Source organism: Streptomyces sp. NPDC056128, from assembly GCF_042263835.1.
Lineage (GTDB): Bacteria > Actinomycetota > Actinomycetes > Streptomycetales > Streptomycetaceae > Streptomyces.
The window spans coordinates 43,743-56,292 of the sequence record NZ_JBHJVQ010000014.1; the positions used below are offsets into that span (position 1 = coordinate 43,743).

Annotated in this window: 10 protein-coding genes; 6 read left to right on the forward strand and 4 right to left on the reverse strand. The window is 68.8% G+C overall.

Annotated features, from left to right (window positions below):
* Positions 1–784 precede the first annotated feature (784 nt).
* Complete coding sequence (locus tag ACFC1X_RS24460; RefSeq protein ID WP_376356939.1) at positions 785–1,906, forward strand: three-Cys-motif partner protein TcmP; 1,122 nt, start codon at positions 785–787, stop codon at positions 1,904–1,906.
* Here ACFC1X_RS24460 and ACFC1X_RS24465 read toward each other — a convergent pair.
* From ACFC1X_RS24465 to tpg, 3 genes are all read right to left on the reverse strand, one after another.
* The gene (locus tag ACFC1X_RS24465; protein ID WP_376356941.1) at positions 1,878–2,633 is read right to left on the reverse strand and encodes a DUF5131 family protein; all 756 of its coding nucleotides are present in this window, start codon (positions 2,631–2,633) and stop codon (positions 1,878–1,880) included. The genes ACFC1X_RS24460 and ACFC1X_RS24465 overlap by 29 nt on opposite strands.
* Positions 2,634–2,861: 228 nt before the next feature.
* On the reverse strand, positions 2,862–3,101 hold the full coding sequence (locus tag ACFC1X_RS24470) for a hypothetical protein (RefSeq protein WP_376356943.1): 240 nt from the start codon (positions 3,099–3,101) through the stop codon (positions 2,862–2,864).
* 340 nt (positions 3,102–3,441) lie between these two features.
* Positions 3,442–4,020, reverse strand: a complete 579-nt coding sequence (gene tpg, locus ACFC1X_RS24475; RefSeq protein WP_376356945.1) for a telomere-protecting terminal protein Tpg — start codon at positions 4,018–4,020, stop codon at positions 3,442–3,444.
* Between the two features lie 78 nt (positions 4,021–4,098).
* Here tpg and ACFC1X_RS24480 point away from each other — a divergent pair, with 78 nt between their 5' ends.
* Positions 4,099–5,142 (forward strand): TniQ family protein, encoded by a 1,044-nt coding sequence (locus ACFC1X_RS24480; RefSeq protein ID WP_376356947.1) that lies wholly within the window; start codon positions 4,099–4,101, stop codon positions 5,140–5,142.
* Between the two features lie 42 nt (positions 5,143–5,184).
* Here ACFC1X_RS24480 and tap read toward each other — a convergent pair whose 3' ends face one another.
* Entirely contained in the window at positions 5,185–7,224 is a 2,040-nt protein-coding gene (gene tap / locus ACFC1X_RS24485; protein WP_376356949.1) for a telomere-associated protein Tap, read from the reverse strand.
* Between the two features lie 467 nt (positions 7,225–7,691).
* Between tap and ACFC1X_RS24490 the strand changes: the two genes are divergently transcribed.
* The 4 genes from ACFC1X_RS24490 to ACFC1X_RS24505 all read left to right on the forward strand — a co-directional run bounded on the left by ACFC1X_RS24490 (position 7,692) and on the right by ACFC1X_RS24505 (position 12,539).
* Entirely contained in the window at positions 7,692–8,345 is a 654-nt protein-coding gene (locus ACFC1X_RS24490; RefSeq protein ID WP_354827622.1) for a TnsA-like heteromeric transposase endonuclease subunit, read from the forward strand.
* Positions 8,346–8,425: 80 nt separating this feature from the next.
* Positions 8,426–10,723: an integrase gene (locus ACFC1X_RS24495; RefSeq protein WP_376356951.1), complete on the forward strand. Its 2,298-nt coding sequence runs from the start codon at positions 8,426–8,428 to the stop codon at positions 10,721–10,723.
* Positions 10,723–11,778, forward strand: coding sequence for an AAA family ATPase (locus ACFC1X_RS24500; RefSeq protein ID WP_376356953.1), 1,056 nt, complete (start codon positions 10,723–10,725; stop codon positions 11,776–11,778). The genes ACFC1X_RS24495 and ACFC1X_RS24500 overlap by 1 nt, the downstream gene beginning before the upstream one ends.
* 68 nt (positions 11,779–11,846) lie before the next feature.
* Positions 11,847–12,539, forward strand: coding sequence for a hypothetical protein (locus ACFC1X_RS24505; RefSeq protein ID WP_376356955.1), 693 nt, complete (start codon positions 11,847–11,849; stop codon positions 12,537–12,539).
* Positions 12,540–12,550 lie beyond the last annotated feature (11 nt).

Below are 12,550 nucleotides of genomic sequence, written 5' to 3' on the forward strand. Positions count from 1 at the left end.
GTGCACGGTAGCTTTGCCCCAGCATGACCTACTTCGCCTGCTTGAGTCACTAAGCTCGGCCGATGGTCTTGGCCCGGCCCGCACCGCCGGCTCGATCCGAATGAACCGCAGTCCCTTGATGTAACGCCCGCGTGAGCGGGGGTGACTCGGCCGCGCTGCCGAGCCTGGAGTAGTCGGCTGAGTAACGCCCGCGCGAGCGGAGATGACTCCCGACTCTCGCTCAACGCCCACTTCGATACGCCGTAACACCCGCGCGAGCGGGGATGACTCGTCGGACCACGCCAAGATCCACGTCTTCGTCGTGTAAGAGCCCGCGCTAGCGGGAGTGCCGTATCGTCGGTTGGCCCAGGTACAGCACACGCGAGCGCAGTTGGCGTGGAGGCGTGTGAAGACCATCTCTCTACGCCTTCAGGAAGAACCAGCAGGTCACAGCCGTCTTCGTATTGTGATTCTCAGTGAACTGAACAGGCGATTCTCAGGTGCCTGCATCAACAGTTCTCATGTTGTGTCTCCAGTAGCCCCATGACGCCCATACAACTAGCGGGCGACGGGCATCTCTTACATGACATCGGAATGAGAATCGCCTGCGGCACGGAAGTGAGAGTCAGCACCCGGAGGGGGCCGATCCTGTGGCCGCGCTCTTCCGTCAGCTGGACGGCCCGCTCCCCCAGCGGCTGATACGCGGTCTTTACGCTGAACGTCGTTGCGCACACCATCTGTTACCAGGGGATGCGACTGGCACGCGCCAGCCGCCGACCGTGGCGGTCCTGAACAGGGGGCACGGATGGGCGTCTTATGGAAGCTGGAGCCGGCGACCGCAGCCAAGCACCGGTTGTACCAGCGATACCTGGACGCCTGGTGGCCGATCCTGCTGCAGACCTCCCAGAGCACCGGCTACGCACGGCCCCGGGTCACCCTCCTGGACGCGTTCGCCGGCCCGGGCCGCTACGAGGACGGCGAGCCGGGCTCGCCGGTGTTCATCCTGGACCGCCTGCTCGCTCATCACGCGGTCGACCGCATGCACCTCAGCCCCAGGCGGGTGCATCTGATATTCATCGAGAAGGACCGCGCGCGCCACGAGCACCTCGTGGCGGAACTCGTCTCCCGCTTCGGGCCGCTCAACGATCTGCCGGTACGGGTGGAGGTCCGGCGCGGTGAAGCGGGCCGCGACAGCCTCGCAGTTCTCGACGAGCTCGGAGCCTGGGGCCACCCGATCCTGGGGATCTTCGACAGCTGGGGCAGCGTCAATGTGCCGTTGCACGTGATGTCCCGCATCGCACGCAACCGCTCCAGCGAAGTCATCACCACCTTCGGACCCAACTGGTTCAGCCGCCGCGAGGAGCTCAACGCCGACATCCTCGACACGGTCTTCGGCGGCCGCGGCTTTTGGACCGCGGCCGCCGACGAGCTGAGACCGGACGAGAAGTGGCGCATGTGGCTGCGCACCTACCGGGACGCGCTGCGGCGGGCCGGCTTCGGCTACCAGCTGCAGTTCGAACTCGTCCCCCGCACCGGGCAGCCCCTCTACCTCGTCTTCGGCACCGGCAGCACCGCGGGCCTGAAGGCAATGAAGGACGCCATGTGGAAGGTCGACGACCTCGACGGCGAGAGCTTTCGCGACCCCCGCACCCGAGGTGCGAGAGCAGACGGCCAGCTCGACCTGTTCCAGGCCGCGGGTCTGATCGACGACGAGCTGGCCGAACTGGTCGCCCAGCGCCTGAGCGCCGGGGCCACCACCGTGGAGGCGATCGGCGAGTGGCTCCTGACGGAGACCGCCCGCTGGATGCCGAAGCATGCCTTGCAGGCGGCCCGGCAGATGCGGCAGGACGGCGCGATCGCCGTCCAGTCGCCGGGCAAGCTCACGACGAAAAGCCGGATCAGCCTGCAGGCACAGGTTCGGGCATAGGCATCTGGTCCCAGGTGCGGCCCTGAAGGTGCCGGCCGGATGCCTTCGGGGTCCGGCCGCCCCATTGTTTGAAGAAGAAGGCCACGTCGGCCTGCAGGCAGGCGTCCCGGATCCCCGTGACCCACTCCTGCTCCATGGGGCGGAAGCGGGGGCCGGACTCGCCTCCGGCGATCACCCAGTGAATGCCCGCCAGGTCCAGCCCGTCCAAAGGCCCGAGTAGCGGCTCGCACGACAGGAACCGCACCGCGGCCGGAACCTGCCGCAGGTCCTCAACACGCGGCAGTTCCTTCGCGCTCTCCACGGACACCCCCATCCACAGGTTGGCCGGCCACTCAAGCCGGTCGGCGACCTGCCGCAGCCGACGCGCCCGCTTCGTGAGCACCTGATACGTGTGCTGCGGGGTCTGCGCGATGACGTCGAAGACCTGCTCGACGTAGTCCAGCGGGACGCGGGCGTGGAAGAGGTCCGACATCGAGTTCACGAACACCGTGCGCGGCGCCTTCCAGCCCAGTGGCACCCGCAGCGCGTCCGGGTGCACGGTCAGGCCGAAGCCGGGGCCGGAGGTGCGGGGATCGCCGTCGTTCTGGTACTTCGCCGACCCCATGGCCTTGAGCCGCTTCGCCAGCGTCAGCGCGTAGCAGTTGTCGCATCCGTCCGAGACCCGGTCGCAGCCGGTCGTGGGATTCCACGTCGCCTCGGTCCACTCGATCGAACTGCGGTCACTCACCCGTCGGCTCCCCATCCCCTGCGGTCACGGCCGCCCGCCGGCCTGGTCGTGCAGCCTGTGGCGTGTCCAACGAGGCATCGGGCCGCCAGACATCGGCATCCAACCATCCGTCACCGCAGGCCGTCACAGCTTCCCCTAAATAGAACATGTGTACCCTTTTCTGTGGTAGTGCGCGCGGTGCGAACCAGCCATTCGTCTTGGCGGCGCCACTCTTCTGCGGGGCAGCAGTCAGGCTGTGTCGTCCGTGAGCATGCCCTGCTGAAGGATTTCCTCGACACTCGTACCGCGCCGTCGGGCCATTTCGCGGAATGCGTCCCGTTGCCGCTGCCAGTCCAGAGCTCGGCTGGCGGCGGATTGGCGGATGTAATCCTGCGTCGAAATGCCCAGCATGGCCGCGTGCTCGCGGATGGCGGTCTGTTCCTCAGTCGTCCACCGCATACGGTCCTCCCAGCTGGTGGCATCGTTCAACCAGCCCTCATCCTTGCTCCGGCATGCTCCCGGCGGCAAAGAACGACAAAGGCGGCCGCCCTTGCGACCCTGAGCTCAGCAGTTCGGACACGGGGTTTGCGAGGCGCGCGGCACAAACGCCTGTCCGGTTGGCTGGGATGTGGTTGTCTGCGCAGATTTCTGCCAATGCCGCGGCCATGGGTTCTGCTCTCGCCCTCGCCGCTGGGGCGCGGGCGCCTCGGCTCAATCCGTGGGCGCGGGCTCTGCATGGCCAGTACGAAATGCGCGCTCCTGGCATGCCGCCCTTGTTCCAGCGACCGGACGCAGGGCGTGTCCGCGGGTACGGGCGCCGTCTGCGCGGTCAGTAGTAGAACTCGAGGTAGTCGATGCGGTCGAGGGTGACCGTCTCTGCAGTGTGGGCGGGTCTGGTGCGGTGGAAGTAGCAGGCGCCCAGGGCGTCGCTGAGAATGCGGCGCAGCTCGTCCTCAGGAGCGTTGCGGTGTCGTGCGGCAAAGAGGCGTTCGATGTAGGGGGCCTGCAGGCTGAGAGTGAGGAAGCGCAGGCGGGGGTCGTCGCTGGATCCGGCTGCTGCGGTGAAGCCCAGCCAGGCTCTGAAACTGACCATCATCTGGCCGTTGTTGTGCAGGATGGCGGTGTGGGCACGTCGGCGGATGCGGGGCTGCCACAGGCGGATGATGTCCCGTTCCACGGCTTGCTGCACGGGGTCCTCCTCGGACGGCCGGCGCACCGTGCGAAGGCTGTCGAGGTCGCGGACTGGCACGCCGAGTCGTGCCGCGAGTGCGGTCTGGTCGCAGCCCGCCTGCCGCAGCAGAAAGGCCAGCCGGGCCCGGGGCGAACGGGGCGGGTTGCGGGTCCAGTGGCGTGCGTCGGCACGGTCGAGAGCCTCTTGAACGGTGACGGCGCTCAGGGGCAGCGGCATGGGCGTGGCTTCCTTTCGGGCGGGTGAGGTCCGCGGTGAAGGGGCTGGAAGGATCGGCGGATGCTGATAAGTGAGCCCATGGCCGCACTGCCGCGGCGGGTGGTGCCGATTCACGGCGAGACGCTCGCCTCGTATCTGTGGCGGCTGGCAGAGCGAAACGGAATGGCTTTCGAGGAGTTGGCCCGGCATATCGGCGGACCCCGCACGATCGGGCAGGCGGATCCCCAGGTTGAGGAGGTGCGGCTGGGCCCGGTGGCGCAGCAGCGTCTGGCGCAGGTCAGCGGGCGCTCGGTGGGGCAGTTGGAGCTGGCGCTGCCGTCGTGGGCGGATGGCCGTATCAGCGCGCGGGCGCGTCGTCAGGTGCAGATCGAGGCGTGGCCGCTCGATCAGACACCGGTGCAAGCGTGTGCATTGTGTGTGGCGGGGCACGGCGGGCGGCCGGTGTGGCGCGTCAGCGGTGAGCAGTGGGCGGTCTGCACACGGCATGGCCGGTGGACGGCGACGGCCGGGGGCCGTTTCCAGGTGGGGCTGTCGGAGCTGCCGGACGTGGTGGACGCGCATGTGCGCAGGGTGCGGCTGCAGCGCAGGACGGGCTTGTATGCGCGGGCGTTGATGGCGGATGCGCAGCAGGTGGCCGTCTACTGGTGGCAGTGTCGGCAGATGGGGGCGCGCGGGGTGTGGCGCAGGCGGCAGGACGTGCTGGGGGTGGACCGGTCGGCGTTGTGGGCGGTGCCGCTGGTGGTGTACCCGGAGGCCGTGATCGTGGCGGAGGCGATGGCGGTGCGGGAGCGGCAGCGCGCGATGAGGCGCAGCTTCGCCGGAGGCCCCGCCGGGTGGACGACGGGGCGGTGGGTGGCGTGGGTCGGTGAACGCCTCGGCATGGCAGGAGAGATGGCCGAGGGCGGTCATCGGGCGTTGGAGGCGTGGCTGATGGCGCACCGCAATACGGTGCCGGTGGTCGAGCGGCTGGCGCGGCAGGAGGGGCGGGCGGTGGCGCGCAGTGTGCCGCTTGCGTTGATGGAGCCGCATCGGGTGATTCCCTCGAACGGTCCGTTGGAGCAGGCGTCGTGTCTTCCGTGGCGGCTCGGCTCGCCGATGACGAACGTGCCGCTTTGGCAGTGAGATTGCACGTGTGTCTCGCGCGGTGACAGAGGTGGCCGTTGCTCAGGCAGAGTCTTTGATGTAGCGGGCGGGGCTGATGCCCTGGGCGTGCTGTTGCTGGTACCAGCTCATGGACTGGGTTCCTTCTTCCTTGGCCCAGCCGGGGTTGACGCCCAAGCGCAGGAGTCCGGGCACACCTTGCTGTTCGGGTCCCGGCGGGGCGACGTCGAGGGGGGTGGGCACATGGGCCGGGTAGAGAGCGCAGTCGGCGAGGACGGCGAGCGGGTAGCGGCCTGTTTCCTCGGCCATCTTGCGCATTTTGCGGTGCAGGGTGACGCGGGCGCGGGAGACGACGGCGGCACGGATATCGGGGCGCCAGGTGGGTTTGTTCAGGGCGGGCCAGCGTGTGTAGGGGGCGGTGATTTCGCGTGGTCCTTCACGGAGTTTACCCAGTCCGCCTTTGGCGGTGGCTTTGATGGCCGCGAGCAGGGCGAGCAGGGCGGGGTCAGCCGTGGCGAGCCTCTGCATGGCGGCGAGGTAGTCGGCCTGGGGGATTTTCTCGTGCACTCCGAGGTCGGCCATGGTGGCGAGGTAGGCGTTGCGGATCCGTTCGTACCAGGGGGTGAGGTAGGGGCCGTGATCATCGCGCAGGTATGCCTCGGTCGGCCGGACCTCGATTCCCAGTTCCTGGGCGTAATCCAGGGTGGGCGTGGTGTACCACGCCGGTCCGGTCGGGGCGTGTCCGGTGGCGGTGAAGGGTGAGGGCAGACGCGGGTCCAGTGTGGCGTGGGTGAGGTCGCAGAACCACGCACCGGGGATCTTCTTGTCGAAGGTGGGCGCGAGGACGTGGCGGGGCGGGGAGTTGAGACCGACCGGCAGGCCGGAGGAGGCGGCTGCGAAGGCGAGGTTGGTGTCGAGCCCGACGACGTGGGGGAATTCGGCGGTCTCTTGTTGGCTGGGCGGGCGGCTCCAGTCCCAGGCTTCCTCCTCCATGGCCTGCTCGGGCAGGCGGCCCCGGGCGAGCGGGTGGGCGTCGGGGGCCTCGGGCGGCGCAGGTTCCAGGGCCGTGTGCAGGCCGCGGGGGTTGGGCGCTGAGCTCCAGGTGTCGCTGTCAGGGGCGCGGTGTGGTCTGGTCGGCGGCCGCAGTGCGGTCATGAGTTCCTCGCCGCACACGGCGGTGGAGCCGCGGGGGGTCAGCAGCCGGTCGGTGTAGGTGCCCAGCAGACGGGCGAGGTCGGCCGGCGGCAGCGGTGAAAGGTTCCAGCCGTCCTGAGACAGGGCTCCCCAGGCGGTGATGGCCAGTTGGACGCAGGCGCGCTTGTTGTTCCTGACGGGCCGAAAGGCGCGGGGCCAGGGGCCGAATCCGCGGCGGGTGAGGCTGAAGCCTGCCTGATGGAGTTGGGTGATGACCGGGTGGGAGTCGGCAAGACGCACGCGGGCGCGGTCGTCGAGGGCGGCCGGGAGGTGCAGGGCTGCACTGGCCGCGGGTGTCAGGACGATGAGCGGGTCACAGTCGCTGTCGCGGCCTTGTGTGGACAGCTTGTCCCGGCGCAGGCCGCTGCGCAGCGTCCATTGGAGCAGAGAGACGAGGTCGTCGGCGTCCAGCGGCAGTTGGGAGCCATTGGTGAAGTGGGCGGTCAGGGTGGCGTCGTGGTCGATGACGGCCAGCGGTCCGGTGGGCTTGACGGGATGAGAGGGAGCGGTCCGGCTGCGCGATGTGGATGCCGTGGGGGTGGTGTCGGGAAAGAGGGACGGCTGCTCGGCCTTCTTGCCGGCTCTTGGGGGTGGTGCGGGAGTCGGCTCTTGAAGGGGCGGCGTGCCCTGGTGTTCTGGCCTCTGCAGGGTTTTGAGGCCCTGAAGGAGGCGCGCGTAGGCGGCGCGGCGCGCGGCGAGCGGTTCCTGGGTTCCGGCTTCCCAGGCTGCGATGTCCTCGGCCGGGCAGCCCAGCGCATCGGCTATCTGGTCTGTGGACAGACCGGCGGCCTTGCGCAGCTGTGCCCGTTCGTGGGGCGGGGGCAGGGGGATGCGCTGCGCCGAGAGGTCGGCGAGGAGCTCATCCACGCGCGCAAAGAGTTCGGCTTCGTCACCGTGGTCTGCTGACACGCGACGAATCTGTCAGGCTCGCGTGCCATGACCGTCGGATTCTCGTCATCGCGGGGCGACTGCGCGGGGAGCGACTCGGCGCCTGAGGCACGACGGGCAAAGGAGCCAAGCCAGGGCAAAAGGTTTCCTTGGTGGAGGGAGTCCTGCGGGAGATGCTCTGCCTGCTGCGGACCGTCATGCCCGTTGGACCTGGACGGCAACGGTTGTTGCCAGCGCTTCTACGGCTTGGATGGCGGATTAAGGATCATGTGGCGCCGCCCTGCACTAGGGTCAACTCCTCTGCTGCTGCAGGTGGTTGTCCGGATCAGTAGTGGTGAACTTCCCGGTCGGATGCGGGGCTCGGAGAGGAAGCAGGAATTACGGTGGCTGTCGCATTGGAGGTCGTCCACCGGATCGAGGACGGCAGCAGGAGCATCACGGTCCCTGTGGCCCGGGCGGGTGCGGTCCCGCTGACTCGGCGGGGCGAGGTGTGGAGGCCGGTCCGCCATCCGTCGCAGCGCAGTATCGCCACCTGGTGGTGGGCTGCGACGACGGGCAGGCATGTGGGCTGCCGGTCGATGAACGTGCTGGCGGTGGCCATGCTGCTGGACTTCGATCCGTCGGTGACGGAGCTCACCGCGTGGCCTGCGAAGATCAAGTGGCGTGCTAGGGGCCGGGAACGCAGCGTGGTGCCGGACTTCTTCGTCCGCACCGCTCAGGGTGCGACGCTGGTCGTGGCCTGTCCCCCGGCGAGCGGACCGAGCCCGCGGTGGCAGCGCCAGCAGCAGGTGCTGCGCCAGGCCTGCCAGGAGGCGGGGTGGGAGCTGGGCATGCCGCGGATTCCGGCACCGATGGCGCTGGCGAATCTGCGGTGGGTTTCCCGCTACCGGCATCCCCGCTTCGGCGACCAGGATGTCGAGCAGGCTTTGAAGGCCGCGTTCCGCACGCCGCGTGTGCTGGAAGAGGGGGTGCGGGCCACAGGGCTGCCGCGGCTGTCGACGCTGCCGCGGCTGTATCACCTGCTGTGGCGGCAGGAGTTGGCCATGGAGTGGAACCGGGCCATGGGGCCGGACAGCGTGATCAGTGTGTCGGGCCGGTTGCCGTCGGCGATGCGCCGCCCGGTGCAGAGGGATGCCGCGTGAGCGAGGTACTCACCGGCCGGCCGCAGGTGTCGGGGCTGGCGCCGCGCGGCATTGTGGCGCCCGGGGACCGGGTGCGGTGGATGGGCGACCAGTACACCGTGTCGGCGCTGTCAGGCACGACGGTGCATCTGGTTCCTGCCCCGGGCAGCGCGGCGCCCCCGATCGCGGCGGCGATTCAGTTCCTGGCCGTGGCCGAGGACTTCGCCGTGCTCGACGAGACGGGTCGGCCGCTGGCGGCCGACCCGTTGCCGAACTGGTCCATGCTGGAGGGTGTCAGTGCCGACTGCGCCCGGGACGCACGGACTTGGCGTCGGCACGTCATCGAAGTCGAGACCGGTCTTCTGCCCGGGGTTCCCGAGGGCAGCAGACCGCGCGAGGGCTACGACCCCGACCGGTTCACGCTGGTCGAGCGCTACCAGCGCAAGGCGGCCGAGCTGAGCGCCGTGCTGGAGTGGAAGGTGTCGTGGCAGACGGTCCAGCGCAAGCGGCTGGCCTTCTTGAAGGAGGACATCTGGGGGCTGGTCGACAAGCGGTGCACCCGCAAAAGCACGCTGCACGGGCGCACCGATTCACGGGTCGTGGACCTGCTGCTGGCCCTGCACGAACGCCAGGCGAAGGAGCAGGCGGCCACCGACGCGCGCACTCTGTTCAAGAACCTGCGGCGCGTCGTGCGGGCCCGTCTGGGCCCTGCGGTGAAGGTGCCGAAGGACCCGACCCTGTATGCGTTGCTGAAGCGGCTGGGCATCGACGCGCTGCAGCTGCGGGATCCCACCCGGCGCCGCCAGGACCGGCTCAACCGTCCCGCGCCGCCGTTCGGGGTGACCACGGCCACCGCCCCGGGCGAGCTGGTGCAGATCGACTCCACGGCGCTGGATGTGAAGGTGTTGGGCGACGACGGGCGGCCCACGCAGGTGGAGCTGACGGCGGCCATCGACGTGTTCACGCGCAGCATCATCGCCGCCGTGCTGCGGCCCAAGACCCCGGGCCGGCGCAAGACCCGGCAGCAGACGAGGGCGCTGCTCAGTACCGGCACCAGTAAGGGGCGGGCCACCAAGGCGGTGGACGCCTCGCTGCTGCTGGCGCTGTGCATGGTGCCGGCTCCGATGCGGCCCGGCTTCGATGCGGCGGCATCCGCGGCCCGCTCGGATCTGCCGTACGAGGAGTTGCTGGAGGTCGATGCGCGGATGGAGCACGCTGCGGCCCGGCCGGTGATCATGCCGGAGACGATCGTGATCGACCACGGGACGGTCTTCGCCGGGCAGACCTTCTTCGACGCCTGTTCCTACCTCGGCATCTCCGTGCGTCCGGCGCGCAAGCGCACCCCGACGGACAAGGCGATCGTCGAGCGGACCTTCGAGTCGATCAAGTCGCTGTTCAGCCAGCACGTCAACTCCTACACCGGGCGGGACTTCAGCCGCCGCGGCAAGGAGACCGATCCCGACCGGCTGTGGACTCTGCAGGAACTCGACGATCTGCTGCAGGAATGGATCGCGGTCGGCTGGCAGGCACGGCCGCACGAGGAGCTGCGCAGCCCCTACGAGCCGAACCTGCCGCCGCTGACGCCGAACCAGGTGTATGCCGCGGGCGTGCAGGCGGCTGGTTACGTGCCGATTCCGCTGGGATTCAACGACTATCTGCAGCTGCTGCCCACCGCCTGGGTCGGTGTACGCGATGAGGGCATCCGCTTTAAGAACCGCACGTACGAGAACTACAAGGGGGAGCTCGAGGAGGTCCGTAGCAAGCCGTCGGGACTGAAGGGCAAGAAGCGCGACGGGTGGGAGCTGCGCTACAACCCCTATACGCCGGAGCAGGTGTGGCTGCGGGATCACCGCAGCGGTGAGTGGATCACCGCGGTCTTCAAGCACCAGCACCTGATCGGCGCCCCGTGGACGCAGCACCTGTGGGAAACGGCCACCGCCGAGCATGTGGCACGCGGCGGCCGCCACGACGACGACGAGAACATCGCCCAGGTCCTGGCCGAGCTGCTGGAGCGGGCAGGACGCGGCCCGGACGAGCCCGGTGTGGTGAGCGTGCCCGACGGCTACGGGCCCCTGCCGGGGCTGGAAGCGGGGTGGGCGCCGCCGGGTGTAGGCGACTTCGATCCGTTCGCCGGTGCGGCCGCGCTCGACCTGGACACGCTGGGCCCGTTGACGGTGCTGGAGCTCGACGAGCCGAGCCTGTACACCCCCGAGGGGCCATCAGCCGCGGACACAGCCGGTCCCGACCACGCCTTGGGGTGGGAGGCTTGCGCTCACGCAGGCTCCGAAGAAGCCTCGCCCCTGGCGGATCTTGACGACCTGGACGACGGCCTTGACGACGCCGCGCGCCTCCTGCTGGAGATGCCCACCGAAACCGATCCCCCGCAGGAGGACGTGTGATGATGCAGCCGCCAGACATCCAGGACGAGGACATCCGCCTGCTGGTCGACTGCCCCGCTCCCACACCGGTGTTCACCACACCCCGACCGCTGTGGCTGAACACCCTGACCAACTGGCGTACTTTCGCCGCGCTGGATCGCACCCGGCCGGACCTGGCGGACAGCCCACCGGCCGGCACGGCCGTCGCCGACAACGACCTGCGGCTGCGCTATCACGCCCTGATGCCGACCGTCGTCACCCCTGCCGTCGGCCGGGCCCTGGTCGTCGTCCATGATCACTTGCTGTCCAACCGCGAGCGCACGCACGGCAAGACCGGCGTCATCATCGAGGGCCCGCGGGGCACCGGAAAGACCGAGATCCTGCAGTACATCGGCCGTCACTACGAGAACAAAATCGCCCGCCTGTACGAGCCGGACGAAAACCGCATCCCGGTGATCGCACTGCGCGTGCCTCCCGTGGCCCGGGGCGGCAGGCGGAACTGGCCGGCCGCCTTCGCCTCCTTCCTGGGCCTCAAACATGACGGCGGCACCGACCCCACCCGCTCCATCTGCCATGTGATGCGTAACAGCTCCACCCTGCTCGTCCTCGTCGACGGCATCGAGCAGCTACGGGCTGGCGCGGACGCCGAGGAGTCGTTCGCCTACCTGGAAGAAATCAGTGAAAGCACCGGCGCCACCTTCGTCTTCGCCGGACGCGCCGCCCGTTCCATCGTCGATCCCCTCACCCGTGACCGGGAAACCGTCCTGGCCGACCATGAGGAGATCTGGGGCGACTACGCGGGCCTGCGCACCAGCCGGATCGGCTACGACGAGGAGGGCCACAAGCTGTTCACGAAAATCGTCCGCAAATTCGACGAGAATCTCTGCCTGCGCGATCACCAGCCGAACGACCTGACCAGCCTGCACGAATACCTGCACCTCCGCAGCAAGGGCTATCTGCGGGCCCTGTCCCAGCTCGTCAGCCAAGGCGCCCAGAAGGCGATCTGGACCAAGAAGGAGCGCATCACTGAAGAACTGTTGGAGTCCCTGACCATCGGCCGCAGCCGCACCATCTGACAGCGCTTGCAGCCGCCCGGGCAGGGGCACGGACTCTGGTGACAGCACCAAGCAAGGGAAGAACAGCCGTGGAGCACAACTTCCTCGAGGATAACGAGAACCTCGAAGAGGAGGAGGACGAAGGTACGGCGAGGGTGAGCGTCAGAGCCCCGCTGGGCACCCGTCTCGCCCTGAAAAGTGTCCTGGAGCAGCACCAGGCCTGGGCACAGCGGCTCCAGGCCCACTACAAGGCGCGCCTGAAGAACCTCAAACCGGCGCAGCGGGACCACCTGCTGGACGAGCAGCACCAGGAACTGCACGCGCTGCGCAGACAGGGCGAACTCCTGGACACCCGGGACACCTTAATCGCCTTCGGCCTGCGCCAGGAGGTACAGGCACGAGGTTGGGACCATCCCTGGCCCGACGTTGACCTCGTGAAGATTCCGTTGGGGCGCTTCCCCGGCAGCACCCGCACCGGCAGTTACCCGGAAGCCCTTCCCCTGCGGCTGCCAGGCGCACTCGTGGACCAGGTGAGTGCCGGATGCTGGTCCACATCGAAGGAGTCCATCCACCAGCTCTGGCAGTGGCGCGACGATCAGGCGCCCGGCGTCCTGCGGCCGGACGCCACCCGGCCTGAGGAGCAGGCCGCTGCAGCGGAGTACCGGCGCCTGGCCGCCGGCGTCGTCACGACGGGAGAGGTCTACAGGGCGGGTATCCGTCGCGGGCTGCATGCGGCGCTGCATACCCCGACGCCGCCGATCACGAATCTAGCGCCGTCGTGATGGGGCAGAAC

Coding starts and splice junctions, on each gene's coding strand:
- ACFC1X_RS24460 (WP_376356939.1), top strand. CDS start 785: ATGGGCGTCTTATGGAAGCTGGAGCCGGCGACCGCAGCCAAGCACCGG.
- tpg (WP_376356945.1), bottom strand. CDS start 4,020: ATGCCGCTGCCCCTGAGCGCCGTCACCGTTCAAGAGGCTCTCGACCGT.
- ACFC1X_RS24480 (WP_376356947.1), top strand. CDS start 4,099: ATGGCCGCACTGCCGCGGCGGGTGGTGCCGATTCACGGCGAGACGCTC.
- ACFC1X_RS24495 (WP_376356951.1), top strand. CDS start 8,426: ATGGGCGACCAGTACACCGTGTCGGCGCTGTCAGGCACGACGGTGCAT.
- ACFC1X_RS24500 (WP_376356953.1), top strand. CDS start 10,723: ATGATGCAGCCGCCAGACATCCAGGACGAGGACATCCGCCTGCTGGTC.